This window comes from Mycobacterium paraffinicum, from assembly GCF_025822865.1.
Classification (GTDB): Bacteria; Actinomycetota; Actinomycetes; order Mycobacteriales; family Mycobacteriaceae; genus Mycobacterium; species Mycobacterium paraffinicum.
Genome location: NZ_JACKUR010000025.1, coordinates 1 through 20328, shown reverse-complemented (window position 1 = coordinate 20328; position 20328 = coordinate 1). Strand labels below are relative to the sequence as shown.

The following is a 20328-nucleotide window of genomic DNA, read 5'->3' as shown; positions in this document are numbered from 1 at the left end:
GTCCCGCCGGGGACGCGGGGTCGGATCTTCGTCGGCAACGTGCTGACCTTCGAGGGATACACCGATGGCGGCACCAAGGAGTCGGTTCAGGGCCTGATGTCCACCGGCGACATCGGTCATTTCGATTCCGACGGCAGGCTCTTCATCGACGGGCGCGACGACGAGATGATCGTCTCCGGCGGGGAGAACGTCTACCCCGGCGAGGTCGAAGAGGCGCTTGTGCAGCATCCCGGCATCCTCGACGCGGCCGTCGTCGGCGTCGACGACGAGGAGTTCGGGCAGCGGTTGCGCGCCTACCTCGTGCTCCGCCCGGGCACGACGCTCACCGAGCACGAAGTTCGGGAATACGTACGAAACCGGCTGGCGCGCTTCAAGATTCCGCGCGACGTGCTGTTCGTCGACGAGCTGCCGCGCAACGCCGGCGGCAAGGTGCTCAAGCGGGTGCTGACCAGTCGGGTTTGACACGATTGTGTTACTAGCGGGTGTCTGGGCCCGCGAGCGTGCGCGATCGCCGCTAGCCTCGCGCAATGACCACCTCCTCTGTCATCGCCGATGAATGCACCATCGCAGCGACGCGGGACGCCGGTTGGCAGCGCGACGCCGAGTGGGCGCGGCGGCTGGCCTGGGTCAGCCTGGCCGCGGTGCTCGTCGAGGGCGGCATCGGCCTGTGGCAGGGGCTGGCCGTCGGGTCCGTGGCCCTGACCGGGTGGGCCCTCGGCGGGGTGTCCGAGGCGCTGGCCAGCGCGATGGTGGTGTGGCGGTTCAGCGGGGCGCGGACGTTCGACCCGAACGCCGAGCGGCGCGCGCAACGCGGTGTCGCGGTGTCGTTCTGGCTGACCGCCCCCTACGTCGCCGCCGAATCACTTCGCGAGCTGATGGGCGAGCGCCACGCCGGGGCCTCGCTGATCGGCATCGCGCTGACGGCCAGCGGTTTGCTGCTGATGCCGATTCTCGGCCGCGCCAACCGCCGGCTCGGCCTGCGGCTGGACTCGGAAGCCACCGAGGCCGAGGGGATCCAGAACTACCTGTGCGCCGCCCAGGCGGCCGGGGTGCTCGTGGGGCTCGCCGCGACGGCGTCGTGGTCGGGCGGATGGTGGATCGACCCGGCGGTCGGACTCGGGATCGCCGGCGTCGCCGCCTGGCAGGGCGTCCGCGCCTGGCGCGGCCATGACTGCGGCTGCTGAGTTCTTCTGCGGCGCCTGCCCGCCACTATTGCTACTCCAGCCGGTAGCGGATCAGCCGGGAGCTGTTGGCCACCACCGCGACTGACGACGCGTTGTGCAGGATCGCGGCCAGCACGGGGGACAGCGCGCCCCCGGCGCCGATGATCAGCCCGGCGGCGTTGACGGCGATGGACATGCCGTAGTTCTCCCGGATGACGTCGACGGCCCGGGCGCCCAGGTCGCGCACGTCGAGCAGCCGGTGCAGGTCGTCGTTGGCCAATGCCACGTCGGCGGTCTCGACGGCGACGTCGGTTCCGGCCAGGCCCATGGCGATCCCGATGTCGGCGGCCGCCAGCGCCGGGGCGTCGTTGATGCCGTCGCCGACCATGCCGACCACGTAGCCGTCGTTCTGCAGCCCGCGCACCACCTCGAGCTTGTCCTCCGGCATCACCTCGGCGCGCCACTCGTCGATGCCCAGCTCCTCGGCGACCACCTGGGCGATGTCCGGGTGGTCGCCGGTGAGCATGACGATGCGGCGGATGCCGTTGTCCCGCAGCTGCTTCAGCACCTCGACCGCCTCGGTCCGCACCTCGTCGCGCAGGCTGATCAACCCCACCAGCTTGCCGTCGACCGCGAGCAGCAGCGGGGTCTCGGCCTGGCGGCGCAGCCTGTCCACCCACTCCGACGCCTTCTTCGACACCCGCACCTTTTCGGCTCGCAGCAGCCCCGGGCTGCCCAGCAGCAGGGTGCGGCCGTCGGCCCAGGTTCGCATGCCCAGGCCCACCAGGACCTCGCACTCCTCGTGCGGCGGGATGGTGATGTGGCGTTCCTCGGTGGAGCGGATCACCGCCTCGGCCAGCGGATGGCGGGAATGGATCTCCGAGCTGGCGGCATACGCCAGCACCTGCTCGGGTTCCCAATCCTTGTGCAGGGCAATGATATTGGTGACAACCGGGCGGCCGACGGTCAGCGTTCCGGTCTTGTCGAACACGATCGCGTCGACCCGGCCGGCCTGTTCGAGGTGGGAGCCGCCCTTGATCAGGATGCCGCGGCGCGCGCCGTTGCCGATCGCGGCGCTGATCGCGGTCGGGGTGGACAGGCCCACCGCGCAGGGGCACGCGATCAACAGCATGGTCATCGCGCGGCGCACATCGCCGGTGACCGCCAGGGTGAGGGCCGACACGATGAACGAGGTGGGAACGAAACGGCGGGAGAAGTTTTCGCCCACGGTCTGGATGGGCGCGCGGTCGTGCTGGGCCTCCTCGACCCGGGTGATGATGCGCCCGATCGCCGTCTGGTTGCCGACGGCCTGCGCGCGCACCACCAGGCGCCCGCGCACCACGACCGACCCGGCGTGCACGTGCGCGCCGACCATGACGGAAACGGGCAGGTTCTCGCCGGTGATCGCGGACTGGTTGACGATCGCCTCGCCGTCGACCACTTCGCCGTCCACCGGTATCGCGACGTGATCGTGGATGATCACCTCGTCGCCGATCTGGACGCTGTCGATGGGGACCTGGACTTCCGCCCCGTCGGTCAGCCGGATCCACGCCGAGTCCTGGCTGCCGCGCAGCAGTTCGGAAATGGCCCGCCGGGTCCGGCGCAGGGTGAGGTCTTGCAGGTACTCGCCGATGTTGAGCAGCCACAGCACCGTCAGCGCCACCACGTTCTCGCGCAGCACCAGGCTCGCCACCGTCGCCGCCGACACCAGGGCGTCGGTGCCGGCCCGGCCGGAGCGCAGCGAGCGCAGCGCGCCGCGCAGGAACGGGTAGCCGGTGAAGACGGTGACGCCGGTGGCCAGAACCCGGCCGTTCGGGCCGAGCAGCGGCGGCCGGGCGAACACGTAGCGGCGCACGCCGAGCAGGGCCAGCGCGGCACCGCCGACGACCATCCGCAACACGTCGGTGTTGCGGATCTCCTCCGAATGCGGCGCGCGTGCGGGAATCAGCTCGGCGGCGACATGCGCGGCGGAACTGATCGCGGCCAGCACCGCGGCGCGGTCACAACGCCGGGGCGAATACCAGACGACGACGGATCCGGTGCGCGGGTAGGCGTGCACCACGCGCACGCCGTCCTCGTTGGCGACGGCCTCCTCGACCGCCACCGCGCGCCGGGAGTCGCACCGCAGCCAGTCGACGGAAACCCGCATGCGCCCGGCCGCATCCGAAAGGATCTGCAGCGCGGGGTCTTTCGATCCGACCGGCTCCAGGGCGGTGGCGAGCGCCATCTGCGCGGGGATCAGTGGTCGTGCTGGTGGACGTCGGCGACGGCCGGCGTGGGCGCTTCCTCGCCGATGCGCTCGCGGGCTTCGGCCATGACGTCGGCGATCTTCAGCCGGGCGGACTCGGCGGCCTCCTCGGCCTTGCGCGTCCCGCGCAGCCCCAGCTCGGCCGCCGACACCGCGGTCTCGTGCAGCGGCGCCTTGGCCACGGCCTTGCGCACCACCTCGTAGGCCGTCACGCCGACCAGGCCGGTGACCACCGTCGATGCCGCCTTTGCCAAGAGCGCGTACCCCGCCATTACCCGGACCTCCCTGTCGTCGCGGCGTCAGCTGATGCTCGCTCGACGTTAACATTGAAATATTGCGATATCAATATGTATCCGTCCGCGGCTAGAGCACCCGGGTGACCTTTTCGGTCTCGATCCTGCGCTGCAGCGCCGACGGGTCGGGATTGGCCACCTGCACCAGCGACGCGCCGACGGCCAGGATCGCCAGCAGGCCGTCCACCAGCTCGCCGGGTTGCGACCACGCGGCGGTGGACAGCACCCGGTCGTCGGCCGTCAATCCCCTTGCGGCGGAGGAGCTTTGGCAGTCGGCCAGGACGTCGTCGACCGATCGGCCGGCCAGCGCCGGACCGGGTTGGGATTCGGCGACGATCTGGTCGCCGTGCACGCGCACGGCGGTCGCGTAGTCGGTGACGCCGATCGGCAGGCCGGGCGCGGGGCGGCCGAATGGGTCCAGCGACAGCACCGCCACCTCGCCGGCCCCCGTCTCGTCGGCCTCGTCCAGTCGCTCGGCGGTGCACATGGCTACGTCCGTTGCGGCCCCCGGGCCCGGCGCGAGCACGGCCTCGGCGCCGATCCACCACACCCCGAACAGCACCGCCGCGGTCTGCCAGTGCGCGGGCAGCAGGATCGCGACCCGGCTGCCCGGTCCGGCGCCGAGCTCGTCGCGTAACAGGTTGCCGGTCTTGGCCGCCCAGTTGGCCAGCGTCGCCGCCGACAACTCGATGCGCTCGCCGGTCGCGTCGTCGTAGTAGGTGATGCGCGGGCCGACCGGGTCGGTCCGCAGCATCGGGTCGAGGATGGCGCCGGAGAGCGTGCTCAGTTGATGCACTCGGGCTTGTCGGAACCGGCGGTCAGGATCGGCGAGGGCGCGGGGACGTTCGGGTCGGCGGCCACCGCACCGACGTTGGACACCCGGGCGGGCATCACCGACGCGGTGCCGGAAAGTCCGGAGCCGGGGCCGGTGTAGTCGTTGCCCAGCACCACCTTGACCGAGCCCGCCGCGACGGATGGATCGGCGACCACCGGCAGCCCGCCGAGCTCCTTGGCCACCTCCTGGGCCCCGAGGTCGTCGGTCTTGGCGGCCCGGACCTGGCTGCCCTTGACGTGGCCGCCGTCGTTGTTGCCGACCGTGCCTGCGCCAAATCCCTTGGCGGTCAACACCTGGGATACCGCCGATGCCAGGCCGTTGATGTCGGTGTCGTTGACCACGCTGGCGGTGGTCTTCGCCGGGGTGTAGGCGATCTCCTCGGTCTTGCCCTGCTCCTGCTCGTGCAGCAGCCCGTTGACCCAGTCCTGTACCTGATGCGGGTCCACCCGCACCACGCTCTGCATGCCGTCGTCACTCCAGCCGGCCCCGTCTAGCACCGGGATGGTGGCGAACGCGACATTGCCGCCGGCGAGCTTCTGCATCTGCTGGACGAAATCCATTACGTCCCAACCCTGCGAGATCACCACCGAGCGTTGCACCGCGGCCTCCAGCCGTCGCACGGTGGCGGGGCTGGACAGCGTCTTGCCGGAGATGACCCGGTGGGCAAGCGAGGCCATCACCACCTGCTGACGCACCACCCGGTCCAGGTCGCCGCGCGGCAACTCGTGGCGCTGACGGACGAAGCTGAGCGCCTCCGGCCCGTCCAGGCGTTGCGGGCCGGCCGGGAAGTCGGCGCCCGAAAGGGGTTCGAACACCGGCTCTTTGAGGCAGACGTCCACGCCGCCGAGCGCGTCGGTGATCAGCGAGAAGCCGAGCAGCCCGATCTCGGCGTAGTGGTCGACGGTGACGCCGGTGAGGTCGGCGACGGTCTTGATCAGGGCCTCGCGCCCGGCCTCGGTGCCCTGCGCCGCGGCGTCCTCGGCCGAATCGCCGGCCTTGACCAGGCTGGTGCGCTTCGCCTCGCGGGTCTGGCCGTAGACGCCGTTGATCTTCGTCTTGCCCAGCCCGGGGGCCGCGACGTAGGAGTCGCGGGGGATCGAGATGGCGGTCGCCGACTTCCCGTTGTTGGGGATCCGGATCAGGATGATCGTGTCGGTGTTGGTCGCTTCCTCGTCGCCGGCCCGCAGGCTGGCCAGCTCCTCTTGGGACAGCGGGTTGCCGTGCGCGTCCGTGCGGCTGTCGAGGCCGACCAGCAGGATGTCGATCGCGCCGTCGTCGCCGCCCTTGCCGAGCGAGGGCGCGGACATGTGGAAGATGCCGTCCTCGAAGGACCGGACGTTGCTCCACGCCAGCCCGGTGCCGAGGACCACCACGAGCGTGAGCGCAGTGGCAATCACACGAACCACACGTTGCACAGGCATCCCACTAGGTTACTTGCGGCACACCCGCTTCGCGGGTAGCGAACCCCCGCGCGCCCCGGGCGTTCGCCCGGGCCTTCCCGGGCATGCCAAACTCAAACCATGTCGAGCAGGATCGTGATCGCCGGTGCCGGGGGGCAGCTGGGCAGCTATTTGCGCTCGCTGGCGGCCAGTCAGGGCCGCGACGTGGTGGCGCTGACGTCGTCGGAATGGGACATCACCGACCCCGCCGCCGCCGAACGGATCATCGAGCGCGGCGACGTGGCGATCAATTGCGCGGCGTACACCGACGTCGACGGCGCCGAGAGCGACGAGGCCGGCGCCTACGCCGTCAACGCCACCGGCCCCGAGAACATCGCCCGGGCCTGCGCGCGCGCCGGCGCCCGGTTCATCCACGTCTCCACCGACTACGTCTTCAACGGAGACTTCGGTGGCGCCGAACCGCGGCCCTACGAGCCCAGCGATCAAACCGCCCCGGCGGGCGTGTACGGGCGCAGCAAGCATGCCGGGGAGGAGGCCGTCCTGGCGGCGCTGCCGGACGCCGTCATCGTGCGCACCGCCTGGGTCTACACCGGCGGTGACGGCAAGGACTTCGTCGCCGTCATGCGCCGGCTCGCCGCGGGGGACGGCCCGGTGAAGGTCGTCGACGACCAGGTCGGGTCTCCGACGTATGTGGGCGACCTGGCGCAGGCCCTGCTGCAGATCGTCGACGACCATGTGCCCGGGCCGATCCTGCACGCCGCCAACGAGGGCGCGGTGTCCCGCTTCGAGCAGACCCGCGCGATCTTCTCCGAATGCGGCGCCGACCCCGAGCGCGTACGCCCGGTCAGCACCGCGGAATTTCCCCGCCCCGCGCCGCGGCCGACCTATTCCGCGCTGTCGGGCCGCGAGTCCGCCGCGGCGGGCCTGCGGCCGCTAAGGCCCTGGCGCGCTGCGCTTGTCGCGGCGCTTGCCGCCGATCTACCGTTACCCTCTACGCGTGACTGACGTCCTGCCGGTCGTGACGGTGACCTACTCACCGGGCCCACACCTCGAGCGATTCCTGGCCTCGCTGTCGCTGGCCACCGAGCGGCCCGTGTGTGTGCTGATGGCCGACAACGGCTCCACCGACGGAACCCCGCAGGCCGCCGTCGAGCGCTACCCGAACGTGCGGCTGTTCCACACCGGCGCCAACCTCGGGTACGGCACCGCGATCAATCGCGCGGTCGCGCAGCTCGCCGAGACGCCGGACGTCGACGACGACTGGGTGATCGTGGCCAACCCCGACGTGCAGTGGGGCCCGGGCAGCATCGACGCCCTGCTGGACGCCGCCACCCGCTGGCCGCGCGCCGGCGCCCTGGGCCCGCTCATCCGCGACCCCGACGGCTCGGTGTACCCGTCGGCGCGCCACCTGCCCAGCCTCATCCGCGGCGGCATGCACGCGGTCGTCGGCCCGATCTGGAAACGCAATCCGTGGACGGCGGCCTATCGCCAGGAGCGGCTGGAGCCCACCGAACGTCCCGTGGGCTGGCTGTCGGGGTCGTGCCTGCTGGTGCGCCGGTCCGCCTTCGGTCAAGTCGGCGGGTTCGACGAGCGCTACTTCATGTATATGGAAGACGTCGACCTCGGGGACCGGCTCGGCCGGGCCGGTTGGCTGAACGTCTACGTGCCGTCGGCCGAGGTGCTGCATCACAAGGGCCACTCCACCGGGGACGACCCGGCCAGCCACCTGGCGGCGCATCACGAGAGCACCTACATGTTCCTGGCCGACCGGCATTCGGGGTGGCGGCGCGCGCCGCTGCGCTGGACGCTGCGGGCCTCGCTGGCGCTGCGGTCCCGCCTGATGGTGCGTGGCGCGCTGCGCAGTCGGAGACGGAAACTGGCGGAAGGGCGGCGCTGAGATGGCTAACCCGCAAGTCGATGCCGTAATTCTGGTCGGCGGCAAGGGCACCCGGCTGCGGCCGCTGACGCTGTCGGCGCCCAAGCCGATGCTGCCGACCGCCGGGCTGCCGTTCCTGACCCACCTGCTGTCGAGGATCGCGGCGGCGGGCATCGAGCACGTCATCCTGAGCACCTCGTATCAGGCCGCGGTGTTCGAGGCGGAGTTCGGCGACGGTTCCAAGCTCGGCCTGCAGATCGACTACGTCACCGAGGACCGGCCCCTGGGGACCGGCGGCGGCATCGCCAACGTGGCCGGCCACCTGCGACACGACACCGTGATGGTGTTCAACGGCGACGTGCTCTCGGGTTCCGACCTGGGTCAGATGATCGACTTCCACCGCGCCCAGCAGGCCGACGTCACCCTGCACCTGGTGCGGGTGGGCGACCCGCGGGCCTTCGGCTGCGTCACCACCGACGAGAACGGCAGGGTCACCGCCTTCGTGGAGAAGACGCAGGATCCGCCCACCGACCAGATCAACGCCGGCTGCTACGTCTTCGAGCGCCGCATCATCGACCGCATCCCGCGGGGCCGCGAGGTGTCGGTCGAACGCGAGGTGTTTCCCGCCCTGCTCTCCGACCCGGACGTCAAGGTGTGCGGCTATGTCGACGCCACCTACTGGCGGGACATGGGCACACCGGAAGACTTCGTGCGCGGATCGGCGGACCTGGTGCGCGGGATCGCGCCGTCGCCGGCCCTGCACGGCCACCGCGGCGAGCAGCTGGTGCACGACGGGGCGGCGGTGTCGCCGGGCGCGGTGCTGGTCGGCGGCACGGTCGTCGGGCGGGGCGCCGAGATCGGCCCCGGCGTCCGGCTGGACGGCGCCGTGATCTTCGACGGCGTCAAGGTCGAGGCCGGCAGCGTGATCGAGCGGTCCATCATCGGCTTCGGCGCGCGCATCGGCCCGCGGGCGCTGATTCGCGACGGCGTGATCGGCGACGGCGCCGACATCGGTGCGCGCTGCGAGCTGCTGCGCGGCGCCCGGGTGTGGCCCGGGGTCTCGATTCCCGACGGCGGGATCCGCTACTCGTCCGACGTCTGAGCGCTTCACCCCTCTGCGCCGAGTGTGAAGCTAGCCGCACGCTCGAGCCCGAGTGTGAAGCTAGCTTCACACTCGGCGGCTAGGGGCGGGTGGCGCGGGCGACCAGGTACGCCAGCGCGTGGTCGGTGCCGTCCGGCAACGCGTCGGCCGGCCACCACCGCAGGTCGTCGGACTCGTCGCTGATCGCGATCCGCGCGCCGGCCGGCGCGTGCGCGACGAACTGCAGATCCAGATGGCGGGTGGGCACGCCCAACGAACAGGTGAGCGCGTGGACGTGGATCGCGGCCAGCCGCGGCTCGATGCGCAAACCGTCGACGCCGGATTCCTCGGTGGCCTCGCGCAGCGCCGCGGCGACGATGTCGCCGTCGTCCTCGTCGCAATGGCCGCCCAGTTGCACCCAGCGGCCCACGCGGGGATGCAGGGTGAGCAGCACCCGGTCGCCGGTGTGGTCGAGCACCAGCGCCGAGGCGGTGACATGACCGGGCACGCACTCGCGGCGACACGCGTCGGGGCGGGCGTGCACGAACGCCAGGACCGCGTGCCGCAACGCATCCTGCGCCGCGTCGGGCGCCTGCCACCCGGACAGCAGCGAGACCGCCGACTCCCGGACGCTCACCGCGAACCCCGTCGTTTCCGGCGGTCCCGCAGCGCGACCCAGGCCGCGCGGCAGTGCGTCACCACGTCGGGCGCCAACCCCAGCCCGTCGATCAGGACCTGGCGGTCGACGAGGTCGAGCGCCTTCTCGATCTCGTTGGCCTTCAACAGCAGATCGACGTCGCAGGCGAGCCCGGGGCCGGCGAGCGCCGGCGCGGGAATGGGCAACTGCTCGGCTTCGCGTGGTTCCAGCTCCAAGATCCCCCCGCCGTAACTGCGGCCGACGATCTCGGCGAAGGCGAACGTCACGCTGTTGTGGAACACCGCGGCCAGCCCGGCCGGGTCGACACCGGCGGCGACCCGGACCCGGTGCACCGTGTCGGTGCTCGTCGCCGCCGCGGCATTGACGGTGAGCCGCGGCGCCAGGTGGATCTGGCGGAGCATGAACAGGTCCGGGATCCACAGCGACGGCGTGCTCCACCACGGCTTGCGGATCGAGCACTTGAAGCCCCGATCCACGCCGGCGGCCGCACCGGCATCGATGTGCGCGAGCAGGGCGGGGTCGACGGGGTCGCGCGGCGCGTCGAGCAGCCAGCCGCGGCGCCCGGCGGCGACATCGCTTGCCCGGCAGTCGGTGTCGTAGACCAACCCGGACAACTGCGCGCTGCGCGAGACGAGCGGGACGCAGTGGGGCAGCAGCCCGAGTTCGCGGGCCTGCGCGTCGGTGAACGTGAAGAAGCTGTTGCGGCCCGTCACGATTCCGACGTCCACGTCGGCGACCGACCCGAGCCGCGTCAGCGTCGTCGACCCCTTGAGCATTCGCAGCAGCCGGATCGCGGCCGGGTCCAGGAAGTACTTGGTCCACTTCTCGTTCTCGTGCAACAGCGCGGGTGCCCAGTCGGCGTCGAGATCCGCGTGCGCGAGGGCATCGGCGTCGGTGAGGTGGACCGTGCGGATCCGGGCGGGCCCCGGGCCGGCGACCCCGCAGAACAACACCACCTCCTGCAGGACGCCGTCGAACACCAATCGCTCGAACGTCACCAGCGTGATGTCACTGAACCGGCTCAACAGGAACTCGCGCAGCTGTGCGGCGTAGCTGACCTGAAGTAGCTCGGCGGGCAGCACCAGGCCCACCCGGCCGCCGTCGCGCACCAAGATCGAGCTCGCCACCACGAAGGGGACCCAGGCGTTGGTCAGCCGGGTGGGCCGCAATCCCTCGCGCCGCATCAGCTCCAGCGCGGGGTCGCGCTGCTCGGACGCCCAGTTGCCGAACCGGATGTAGGGCGGGTTCCCCGCGACCCCGTCCCAGCCGCCGGGCGAGGCGGTGGCGAGCCAGGCGAACAGATTCGCGGCGTCGACGGGCGCGAATTCCCGTGCCTTGGCCGCCTCGTCGGCGACGAGCTCGACGCCACGCACCCGCCCGCCGAGGGCGGCCAGCTCGCGCAGGATCGCACCGTCCCCGCAGGAGGGTTCGACGATGCGCGGTCCGGCGTCGCGCACCCAGCGGGCCAGGAACCGGGCGACGGGCGCCGGTGTGTAGTAGCCGCCGCGGGCCTTGTCGGCGGACGCCGCCGCCTTGCCCGCGAACGTCTTCATGGGGCCAGTATCACTTGCGGATCAACAAATCCCCGGCGTCCGCGGCGTCGCGCGGCCCGGCGGGTTCCTCGGGGTAGCCGATCGCGATGGCGCCCAACGGCTCCCAATCGCCCGGCAAGTTGAGCTCGGCGCGCACCAGGTCGGCGGCGAAGATCGTCGAGCCGATCCAGCAGCTGCCCACCCCCCGCACGGCCAACGCGACCAGCAGGGCCTGCACGGCCGCCCCGACCGCGACGGTGAACATGGTGTGCTCGGCGTCGGTGCGGGCGGGGTCGGGATACGTGTGCGCGCCGTCGGGGACCAGCATCGGGACGACGACCTCGGGTGCGTCGTAGAGGATCTGGCCGCGCGCCAGCCGCCGCTCCACCGAGTCGGTGGGCCGGCCGTCACCGGCGAGGTCCGACCGCCACTTGTCCTTCATCCGGTCCAGCAGGCGCGTCCGAACCTCGGGGGTCTGCAGCCAGACGAACCGCACCGGTCGGGTGTGGTGCGGGGCCGGGGCGGTGAGCGCCTCGGCGACGGCGGCTTCGATCAGCCCGGCCGCGACCGGCTCGGCGCTGAACCGGCGCACCGACCGGCGCAACAGCTGCGCCTGCCGGCGCCCCATGTCGAGGGCCTCGGCGGTGCCCAGCCAGAACAGGTCTTCCTCGCCGGGCCGCAACAGCTGCCGGGCGGTCGAGCCGTCGTCGGCCACCGCCAGGCCGCGCACCACGGCCACCGGCATGGCGGTCAACTTGCCCTTCACCAGGTCGGCCGCCGCCGCGACCTCGTCGGCCACCGCGATCTCGGTGACCACCAGCTCGTTGCCGTGGCGGTCGACGGCCCCCGAATAGCCGTGCAGCACAGCCAGACCGGCCGACCCCACCGCGGCGTCGATCTGGCCGTTGCGCCAGGCGCGGCCCATCGTGTCGGTGATGACCACGGCGACGTCGACGCCGAGCCGGTCGGCCAGCGCGGCGCGCAGGGCCGCGGCGCTGGCGTCCGGGTCGACCGGCAGCAGCGCCAGTTCGTCGCGGCCCACGTTGGATCCGTCCACACCCGCGGCGGCCTGAATCAGGCCGATGCGGTTCTCGGTGATCAGGGTGCGGCCCTTGCGCGCCAGCACCCGCACCGCCTCGGCCTCGACCAGCTTGCGCCGGAGTTGGTCGCGCTCCTCGGCGTCCTGCGGCGCCGGCACCAGCCGGCCCTCGCACTTGGACACCACCTTGCTCGTCACCACCACGACGTCGCCGTCGCGCAGCCAGGGCGCGGCCGCGGCCAGGGCCGCGCTCAGGTCGTCGCCGGGCCGGAATTCGGGCAGCCCGGGGACGGGCAGGATCTCGATCGCCGCGCCGGTGCCGTGTTCGGTCACGGCTGCACGCCCGCGAGTTCGAGCCCGGCGCTCACCATCTCGGCGGTCGCCTTCGGGTCGGTCATCAACAGCGGCGCGGCCGTCACCGCCACGCCGTCGATGTCCGCGTGGTCGCCCTCGTGCACCAGCCAGCAATCCAGGATCCCGGTGCCACCGCGCGCCCCGTAGTGCCGGCCGACCGCCTCCGCGGTGGAGTCCACCCCGATCACCGACAGGCACGCATCGGCCATGCCGCGCAATGGTTTTCCACCGATGATGGGCGAGTAGCCGACGACCGGGGCGGTCGCCGAGCGCAAGGCGGCCCGGATGCCGGGGACGGCCAGGATGGCGCCGACGCTCACCACCGGGTTGGACGGCGCCAGCAGGATGACGTCGGCGTCGGCGATGGCCGCGACAGCATCACTTGTGGCGGTGGCCTTTTCGGCGCCGACGAACGCGAAGCTGTGCGTGGGCACGTCGGCGCGGTAGCGCACCCACCACTCCTGGAAGTGAATCGCCCGCCGGGTGCCGTCGTCCGGATCGGTGATCACCACGTGCGTCTCGCAGCGGTCGTCGCTCGCCGGCAGCAGTCGGGCGCCGGGTTGCCAGCGATCGCACAGCGCCGTGGTGATCTGCGAGAGCGGGTAGCCGGCGCCCAGCATCTGGGTGCGCACCAGGTGGGTGGCGATATCCCGGTCGCCGAGCCCGAACCAATCCGGCTGCACGCCGTAGCGCGCCAATTCCTCTTTGGCGTGCCAGGTTTCGTCGCGGTGACCCCACCCTCGCTCCGGGTCTACCCCTCCACCTAAGGTGTACATGCAGGTGTCCAAATCCGGGCAGACCCGCAGTCCATGAATCCAGGCGTCGTCGCCGATGTTGACGATTGCATTAAGTTCGTGGTTGCCGGTTCCCGCGTCTGGGCGCTGTTGCGTTTCGAACTGTCCCAGCCCGAGCAACTGTTGAATCCCCAGCAGGAAGCGGGCGCCGCCAACCCCACCGACCAGAACGGTGACCTTCACGTGGACGACAGTACTGCCCGACGACTGTGCGGTGGCGGGGCCGTTACGCGGCCCTTAAGCGTAGTCGCGCGCGGTGTGATCGACACGCCGAATGCGCAAAACAACGGAAACGCCGTAATTCGGTCACGAGATGGTATGGAAATGCGCCGTAATGCTTGACCCGGCAGATTAACCCGTGTCTAATCACAACAGTGTCATTTCCCGGTTGGCCGGCCGGTTCCGGTGTCGCAGACCGAGATTCGATCACTTGTTCGAATTGTCGGTACACATCAGAAAAGTGGGAACCACTCACTCTCCCAATCAAACTGAGGAGGCGGACGACCGTATGTCTTACGAACATCTTCGAGGAGTCATGGCGAGCACGCCGCACACCCCCATCGTCTCAGCGCCGGTCCTAGCCGTTCGGCCGCACCTGACCGTGGTTCCCGATGCGCCAGTCGCATTCGAGCCCGAGCCGATGCCGGCGCCCGTCGCGGACCAGTGGCAGGACCGGGCGCTGTGTGCCCAAACGGATCCCGAGGCGTTCTTCCCGGAGAAGGGCGGCTCCACCCGCGAGGCGAAGAAGATCTGCCTGGGGTGCGAGGTACGCCACGAGTGCCTGGAGTACGCCCTGGAGCATGACGAGCGCTTCGGCATTTGGGGCGGGCTCTCCGAGCGCGAGCGCCGCCGCCTCAAGCGCGGCATCATCTAAGGCGCCGAAGGCGCCTGAACGTCAGGGTCATTCGTCGTCGATCGTCGGGTCGATGACCGACGGCTCGACATCGAGGTAGATGGCCACCTGGGCCACCAAGATTTCGTGCAGCAAATCACCGAGCTCGACGGTGTCCTTGGCCCGTCGCTCAATCGGCTTGCGGAACAAGACAATTCGTGCCCGCGTGGCGTTGCCGCGGACGTCGACGCCGGCCGGGATCAATCGCGCCAGCGGGATCGGCCCGTCGGCGATCACCTCCGGCGGCCACTGCACGCTGTCTGGATCCTTGGCCGCGATGCGCGGGATCTCGTCGACCGCCACGTCGAGGTCGGCCAGGCGGGCCTGCCAATGCCGCTCGATGGGTTCGTAGGCCTCCAGCACCGCCATGTCGAATCGCTCGGCCCGGCTGCGCCACCCGGGCACCGTCGGCGGTAGCAGCGGGCCGCGCACGTCGCGGCCGCGCGACCGATGGGAAGCGAATCGGCCCTGGGACCGATCCCTCCGCGGGGAGCTGCGCGAATCGCCCACGCGCCGATGGTAACGGTTGCACATCGGGGGTCGGCCGGTTGCGCGTGTCCGGCGCTTCGACGGCGTTTCCGCACGATAGCCTTTCGGCGTGAACGTTCCCCGTCGCTGTTGCCGGCCCGGGTGCCCGCACTACGCCGTGGCGACCCTGACGTTCGTCTACTCGGACTCGACGGCAGTCGTCGGCCCGTTGGCGACCGCGCGGGAACCGCATTCCTGGGACCTGTGCGTCGGCCATGCCGGCCGGATCACCGCGCCCCGCGGGTGGGATCTGGTGCGCCACGCCGGCCCCCTCGTTTCTGAGCCCACCCACCCCGACGAGGACGACCTGGTCGCCCTGGCCGACGCGGTTCGCGAGGGTGGCGATCGCGGCGTGCCGTACACCGCAACGCCGGTGAACGGTTTCGCCGACCCGCACATTCACCACGGCGGGTCGCAGGCCACCGCCCCCAGCAGCAGTGTGCTCGCGCCGCCCGAGCATCGATCCGGCCGCCGCCGCGGGCATCTGCGGGTGTTGCCCGACCCCAGTGACTAGCCGTTCCGGCGTCGCATCCCATTCCCCGCGCACCGCTGCGGTCGGTGTTTCCCGGAGGCCGATAGGCTGACGGCCAAGAGGCTCAGGAATCGATGGCGTCAGGAGGCCCCGGCATGTCTCGGCTCGCCGCGACCGTGCACCGCGTCGTCAAGGCTTATGACGTACGCGGGCTGGTCGGCGAGGAGCTGGACGAGCCGCTGGTCACCGCCTTGGGGGCGGCCTTCGCCAAGCTGATGCGCGGCGAGGGTGCCCGGCAGGTGGTGATCGGCCACGACATGCGCGACAGTTCGCCCACGCTGGCCGCGGCTTTCGCGTCCGGCGTGACGGGCCAGGGCCTGGACGTGGTGCGGATCGGGTTGTCCTCCACCGACCAGCTGTACTTCGCCTCCGGATCGCTGGACTGCCCGGGCGCGATGTTCACCGCCAGCCACAACCCGGCGGCCTACAACGGCATCAAGCTGTGCCGTGCGGCCGCCAAGCCGGTCGGCGCCGACAGCGGCCTGCGCATCATCAGCGAGGACGTGATCGCCGGGGTCGAGCGCTATGACGGACCACCCGGAACCGTCACCGACCGCGACGTGCTGGACGACTACGGGACGTTCCTGCGTTCGCTGGTGAACACCTCGGGGCTGCGTCCCTTGCGAGTGGCCGTGGACGCCGGCAACGGCATGGCCGGCCTCACCGCGCCCGCGGTGCTCGGCGCGATCGGCTCGATCACCTTGCTGCCGTTGTACTTCGAGCTCGACGGCTCGTTTCCCAATCACGAGGCCAACCCGCTCGATCCGGCCAACCTGGTCGACCTGCAGGCCTACGTCCGCGACAGCGGCGCCGATATCGGGCTGGCCTTCGACGGGGACGCCGACCGGTGCTTCGTCGTCGACGAACGCGGCCGGCCGGTGTCGCCCTCGACGGTGACCAGCCTGGTGGCCGCCCGCGAGCTGGGCCGAGAGATCGGCGCCACCATCATCCACAACGTGATCACGTCGCGGGCGGTGCCCGAGCTGATCACCGAACGTGGCGGCACCCCGCTGCGTTCGCGCGTCGGGCACTCCTATATCAAGGCGATGATGGCCGACACCGGCGCCATTTTCGGCGGCGAACACTCGGCGCACTATTACTTCCGCGACTTCTGGGGCGCGGACTCCGGAATGCTGGCCGCGCTGCACGTGCTGGCCGCCCTGGGCGAGCAGGACCGGCCGTTGTCGGGGTTGACCGCCGACTACCAGCGCTACGAATCCTCCGGCGAGATCAACTTCACGGTGGCCGACGCCGCGCTGTGCACGGAGGCAGTGCTGAAGTCCTTCGGCACCCGGATCCACTCGCTCGACCACGTGGACGGGGTGACGGTCGACCTGGGCGACGGCAGCTGGTTCAACCTGCGCAGCTCCAACACCGAGCCGTTGCTGCGGCTCAACGTGGAGGCGCGCAGCACAGAGGACGTCGACGCGGTGGTCGCCCAGATCAGCGAGCAGATCCACGCGCAGTCGGCGCCCGCCGGGGCCGCGCCGTGAGCGTGGTCCGGGCGATCGATCTGGAGGACACCGAGGGCCTGCTGGCCGCCGACCGGGACGGCCTGCTGCGCTCGGCCTCGTCAGGCGGCGCGCAGGTGCGCGCGATTGCCGCCGCCGTCGACGAGGGCGCGCTGGATCCACTGCGGGCCGACGACCGACCGCGCAGCCTGATCTGGGTCGCGGGCCGCGGGGCCGCCGAAAACGCCGGCGCGATGGTGGCCGCGACGGTGGGCGGTGCGGCGTCCGAGCCGATCGTGCAGATGGCCGACGTTCCGCCGTGGATCGGGCCGCTCGATGTGCTGATCGTCGCGGGTGACGATCCCGGGGATCCCGCGCTGGTCGCCGCCGCCGCGACCGGGGTGCGCCGCGGGGCGCGGGTTGTCGTCACCGCCCCGTACGAGGGTCCGCTGCGGGACGCCACGGCCGGCCGGGCGGCGGTGCTGGCGCCGCGGCTTCCGCTCCCCGACGAGTTCGGGTTGTGCCGCTACCTGGCTGCCGGCCTCGCCGTCGTGCAAAGCGTTGACCAGCGACCCGGCATCGATCTGGGCGCGCTGGCCGACCAGTTGGACGCCGAGGCGCTGCGCAACAGCGCGAGCCGCGAGCTGTTCACCAACCCGGCCAAGACAATTGCCGCGCGCATCGCCGACCGCCAGGTGGCGCTGGCCGGCGACTGCGCCGCGACGCTGGCGCTGGCCCGGCATGGCAGTTCGGTCCTGCTGCGGATCGCCCACCAGGTGGTCGGCGCAACCGGGTTGTCGGACGCCGTCGTCGCGCTGCGGGCCGGGATCTCCGGCGGCTTCCGGGACCCCGCCGATGCGCTCTTCCACGACGAACAGATCGACGGGCCGCTGCCCCCGCGCCCGCTGGTGCTGGCCCTCACCCTGTCCGCCGAACAGCCGATCGTGGCGGCCCGGACCGCCGGGCTGGACGACGTGTATCTGCTCGCCGCCGAAGATGTGCCGGACGGGCCCGGCGGCTCGGCGGGCTCGACGGTCGCGCCGGCGTTGGGTGGCGCCATCAGCGCCGAGCAGCAACTGGCAGTATTGGCCGTTCGACTGGAGATGGCCGCGGTTTACGCGCGACTGGTGCGGGGATAGATAGAACAGTGGAACTGCTTCGCGGAGCCTTGAGGACCTACGCCTGGGGATCGCGTACCGCCTTAGCGGAATTCACCGGGCGTTCGGTTCCGGCCGCCCACCCGGAGGCCGAGCTCTGGTTCGGCGCGCACCCGGGCGACCCGGCCTGGCTGGAAACCGACACGGGTGAGATCTCGTTGATGGACGTGCTGGTCGCCGACCCGGAGGGGCAGCTCGGCCCGGGGACGCGCGCCCGGTTCGGCGACGTGCTGCCGTTCATGGTCAAGGTCCTCGCGGCCGACGAGCCGCTGTCCCTGCAGGCCCACCCGAGCGCGGCGCAGGCGGCCGAGGGTTACCTGCGTGAGGAGCGGCTGGGCATTCCGCTGTCCTCCCCGGTGCGCAACTACCGGGACACCTCGCACAAACCCGAGTTGCTGGTGGCGCTGCAGCCGTTCGAGGCGCTGGCCGGATTCCGGCAGGCCTCCCGCACCGTCGAGCTGCTGCGGGCCCTGGCCGTCTCCGACCTCGACCCCTTCATCGACCTGCTCAACGACCAGTCCGACGCCGACGGCCTGCGCGCGCTGTTCACCACCTGGATCACCGCACCGCAGCCCGACATCGACGTGCTGGTGCCGGCAGTGCTGGACGGCGCCATCCAGTACATCAGCTCCGGCGCAACGGAATTCGCCGGCGAGGTCAAGACGGTGCTGGAGCTCGGGGAACGCTATCCGGGCGACGCCGGGGTGCTGGCGGCGCTGTTGCTGAACCGCATCACCCTGGCCCCGGGCGAGGCGATCTTCGTCTCGGCCGGCAGCCTGCACACCTACCTGCGGGGTTTCGCCGTCGAGGTCATGGCCAACTCCGACAACGTGTTACGCGGCGGCCTGACCCCCAAGCACGTCGACGTCCCCGAGCTGCTGCGGGTGCTGGACTTCACGCCGACGACCGAGGCGGAGGTGCGGCCCCACATCCGCCGCGAGGGCTTCGGCCTGATCTACGAGACCCCGGCCGACGAGTTCGCGGTCGCGCTGCTGGAACTCGACGGCGACTATCTGGGCCACGAGGTCGACGCCTCGTGCAGCCACGAGGGTCCGCAGATCCTGCTGTGCACCGAGGGCTGCACGACCGTGCACGGCAAGTCCGGGTCGCTGACGCTGCACCGGGGGATGGCCGCCTGGGTGGCGGCCGACGACGCCCCGATCCGGCTGGTCGCGCGCGAGCCCACCAAGTTGTTCAGGGCGACTGTAGGGCTGTAACTAGTGGTGTGTCCCGCAAATAATTGGCTGTTGGTTGGTATGATGTCTTGCATGCGACCACCTGTTCCAGCTCTGTTGGTGTCTGCGGGACAACGTGAGGTTCTTGAGTCTGTGGCCCGCTCGGCTAGTGGTGTGTCCCGCAAATAATTGGCTGTTGGTTGGTATGATGTCTTGCATGCGACCACCTGTTCCAGCTCTGTTGGTGTCTGCGGGACAACGTGAGGTTCTTGAGTCTGTGGCCCGCTCGTCGTCGGCGCCGCACCGCGAGGTGGTCCGGGCGCGGGCCTTGTTGATGGCGGCCGACGGTCTGGCGAACACAGCGATTGCCCAGGCGTTGTCGGTGTCGCCGGCGTCGGTGAGCGGCTGGCGCGCTCGGTTCGCCGAAGAGGGGCTGGTCAACTTCGCCCAGGTCCGCCAGGGTCGGGGTCGTAAGAAGTCGATCCCGCAGGAGACGATCGAGGAGATCGTGGATCTGACCTTGAACTATCGTCCGGCCGGCGAAACCCATTGGAGCTGCAGGACCATGGCCGCTGCCACAGGGGTATCGAAATCGACGGTGCAGCAGGTGTGGTCGGCACGGGGACTTAAACCACATCGGGTTGAGACGTTCAAGCTGTCCAACGATCCAAAGTTCGAGGACAAGCTTATTGATGTCGTCGGGCTCTACTTGAATCCGCCGGAAAAGGCGATTGTCTTGTGCGCCGACGAGAAGTCCTCGGTGCAGGCCCTCGATCGCACCCAGGCATCGCTGCCGATGGTCAAAGGCCGCGGTGAGACGATGACCCACGACTACAAGCGTCACGGCACCACCACCTTGTTCGCCGCCCTCGACGTGCTGACCGGCATGATCATCAGCCAGTGCCAGCCTCGGCACCGGCACCAGGAATGGTTGAAGTTCCTCAAGACCATCGACCGACAGGTGCCCAAAGACCTCCAAATACACCTGATCCTGGACAACTACGCCACGCATAAGCACGAAGAAGTCCGCAGCTGGCTGGCCAAACATCCCCGGTTCCATCTGCACTTCACCCCAACCTCGTCGTCGTGGCTCAACCTTGTCGAACGCTGGTTTAGGGAACTGACTGATAAAGCGTTGCGACGCGGCGTCTTTCACTCGGTGCCCGACCTCGTCGCCTCTATCCAGGAATACATCGACGCCCACAACGACGACCCCAAACCGTACGTATGGACCGCCACCGCCGAATCCATCCTCGCCAAGGTTGCGCGCGGACGGATCGCACTCGAAAAAGTCAGCTAAATACAGGACACACCACTAGT

At 70.5% G+C, this 20328-nt stretch carries 20 protein-coding genes; 11 read left to right on the top strand and 9 right to left on the bottom strand.

From position 1 onward, the window contains the following. The first annotated feature begins 96 nt into the window (after nt 1-96). Nucleotides 97-462: an AMP-binding enzyme gene (locus H7J89_RS25935; protein WP_372513787.1), complete on the top strand. Its 366-nt coding sequence runs from the start codon at nt 97-99 to the stop codon at nt 460-462. 65 nt (nt 463-527) lie between these two features. After that, nucleotides 528-1184: a cation efflux transmembrane domain-containing protein gene (locus H7J89_RS14605; protein ID WP_264044408.1), complete on the top strand. Its 657-nt coding sequence runs from the start codon at nt 528-530 to the stop codon at nt 1182-1184. Between the two features lie 31 nt (nt 1185-1215). Here H7J89_RS14605 and ctpC read toward each other — a convergent pair whose 3' ends face one another. The 4 genes from ctpC to H7J89_RS14585 form a co-directional block, all read right to left on the bottom strand. After that, a complete protein-coding gene (gene ctpC, locus H7J89_RS14600; protein WP_264044407.1) occupies nt 1216-3390 on the bottom strand; it encodes a manganese-exporting P-type ATPase CtpC in 2175 nt (724 codons plus the stop codon). Between the two features lie 11 nt (nt 3391-3401). Further along, nucleotides 3402-3683, bottom strand: coding sequence for a DUF1490 family protein (locus H7J89_RS14595; RefSeq protein ID WP_066949897.1), 282 nt, complete (start codon nt 3681-3683; stop codon nt 3402-3404). A gap of 91 nt (nt 3684-3774) precedes the next feature. Next, nucleotides 3775-4500, bottom strand: coding sequence for a TIGR03089 family protein (locus tag H7J89_RS14590; RefSeq protein ID WP_264044406.1), 726 nt, complete (start codon nt 4498-4500; stop codon nt 3775-3777). Continuing rightward, a complete protein-coding gene (locus H7J89_RS14585; RefSeq protein ID WP_264044405.1) occupies nt 4488-5960 on the bottom strand; it encodes an LCP family protein in 1473 nt (490 codons plus the stop codon). The genes H7J89_RS14590 and H7J89_RS14585 overlap by 13 nt, the downstream gene beginning before the upstream one ends. A 99-nt stretch (nt 5961-6059) precedes the next feature. On the opposite strand from H7J89_RS14585, the gene rfbD reads away from it, so the two are divergent. Genes rfbD through manB form a run of 3 tightly spaced genes read left to right on the top strand, consistent with a single transcriptional unit; the run spans nt 6060 to nt 8917 of the window. Then, nucleotides 6060-6944 (top strand): dTDP-4-dehydrorhamnose reductase, encoded by an 885-nt coding sequence (gene rfbD, locus H7J89_RS14580; RefSeq protein ID WP_264044404.1) that lies wholly within the window; start codon nt 6060-6062, stop codon nt 6942-6944. After that, nucleotides 6937-7836: a glycosyltransferase family 2 protein gene (locus H7J89_RS14575; protein WP_067205309.1), complete on the top strand. Its 900-nt coding sequence runs from the start codon at nt 6937-6939 to the stop codon at nt 7834-7836. Before rfbD ends, H7J89_RS14575 begins: the two co-directional genes overlap by 8 nt. Before the next feature lies 1 nt (nt 7837). After that, entirely contained in the window at nt 7838-8917 is a 1080-nt protein-coding gene (gene manB / locus H7J89_RS14570) for a mannose-1-phosphate guanylyltransferase (RefSeq protein ID WP_264044403.1), read from the top strand. Between the two features lie 79 nt (nt 8918-8996). Here manB and H7J89_RS14565 read toward each other — a convergent pair whose 3' ends face one another. Genes H7J89_RS14565 through cofD form a run of 4 tightly spaced genes read right to left on the bottom strand, consistent with a single transcriptional unit; the run spans nt 8997 to nt 13456 of the window. Further along, entirely contained in the window at nt 8997-9533 is a 537-nt protein-coding gene (locus H7J89_RS14565) for an NUDIX hydrolase (protein ID WP_264044402.1), read from the bottom strand. Next, a complete protein-coding gene (locus H7J89_RS14560; RefSeq protein ID WP_264044401.1) occupies nt 9530-11107 on the bottom strand; it encodes an Eco57I restriction-modification methylase domain-containing protein in 1578 nt (525 codons plus the stop codon). The genes H7J89_RS14565 and H7J89_RS14560 overlap by 4 nt, the downstream gene beginning before the upstream one ends. A gap of 10 nt (nt 11108-11117) precedes the next feature. Further along, nucleotides 11118-12458 carry a coenzyme F420-0:L-glutamate ligase gene (locus H7J89_RS14555; protein WP_264044400.1) on the bottom strand — a complete coding sequence of 447 codons (1341 nt, stop codon included), beginning with the start codon at nt 12456-12458 and terminating at the stop codon, nt 11118-11120. Then, entirely contained in the window at nt 12455-13456 is a 1002-nt protein-coding gene (gene cofD / locus H7J89_RS14550) for a 2-phospho-L-lactate transferase (protein ID WP_264044399.1), read from the bottom strand. The genes H7J89_RS14555 and cofD overlap by 4 nt, the downstream gene beginning before the upstream one ends. Before the next feature lie 352 nt (nt 13457-13808). On the opposite strand from cofD, the gene H7J89_RS14545 reads away from it, so the two are divergent. Further along, nucleotides 13809-14147, top strand: coding sequence for a WhiB family transcriptional regulator (locus tag H7J89_RS14545; protein ID WP_308205122.1), 339 nt, complete (start codon nt 13809-13811; stop codon nt 14145-14147). A gap of 27 nt (nt 14148-14174) precedes the next feature. Here the strand turns inward: H7J89_RS14545 and H7J89_RS14540 are convergent, their stop codons facing one another. Beyond that, nucleotides 14175-14597 (bottom strand): metallopeptidase family protein, encoded by a 423-nt coding sequence (locus H7J89_RS14540; protein WP_007168084.1) that lies wholly within the window; start codon nt 14595-14597, stop codon nt 14175-14177. Between the two features lie 166 nt (nt 14598-14763). On the opposite strand from H7J89_RS14540, the gene H7J89_RS14535 reads away from it, so the two are divergent. The 5 genes from H7J89_RS14535 (at nt 14764) to H7J89_RS14515 (ending at nt 20308) form a co-directional block, all read left to right on the top strand. Continuing rightward, entirely contained in the window at nt 14764-15207 is a 444-nt protein-coding gene (locus H7J89_RS14535; RefSeq protein WP_264044398.1) for a DUF3499 domain-containing protein, read from the top strand. Between the two features lie 113 nt (nt 15208-15320). Beyond that, nucleotides 15321-16718 carry a phosphomannomutase/phosphoglucomutase gene (locus H7J89_RS14530; RefSeq protein ID WP_264044397.1) on the top strand — a complete coding sequence of 466 codons (1398 nt, stop codon included), beginning with the start codon at nt 15321-15323 and terminating at the stop codon, nt 16716-16718. Further along, the gene (locus tag H7J89_RS14525) at nt 16715-17815 is read left to right on the top strand and encodes a TobH protein (RefSeq protein WP_264044396.1); all 1101 of its coding nucleotides are present in this window, start codon (nt 16715-16717) and stop codon (nt 17813-17815) included. The genes H7J89_RS14530 and H7J89_RS14525 overlap by 4 nt, the downstream gene beginning before the upstream one ends. An 8-nt stretch (nt 17816-17823) precedes the next feature. Then, nucleotides 17824-19050 (top strand): mannose-6-phosphate isomerase, class I, encoded by a 1227-nt coding sequence (manA, locus tag H7J89_RS14520; protein WP_264044395.1) that lies wholly within the window; start codon nt 17824-17826, stop codon nt 19048-19050. A gap of 175 nt (nt 19051-19225) precedes the next feature. Beyond that, nucleotides 19226-20308, top strand: coding sequence for an IS630 family transposase (locus H7J89_RS14515; RefSeq protein WP_264044841.1), 1083 nt, complete (start codon nt 19226-19228; stop codon nt 20306-20308). The last annotated feature ends 20 nt before the right edge of the window (nt 20309-20328 follow it).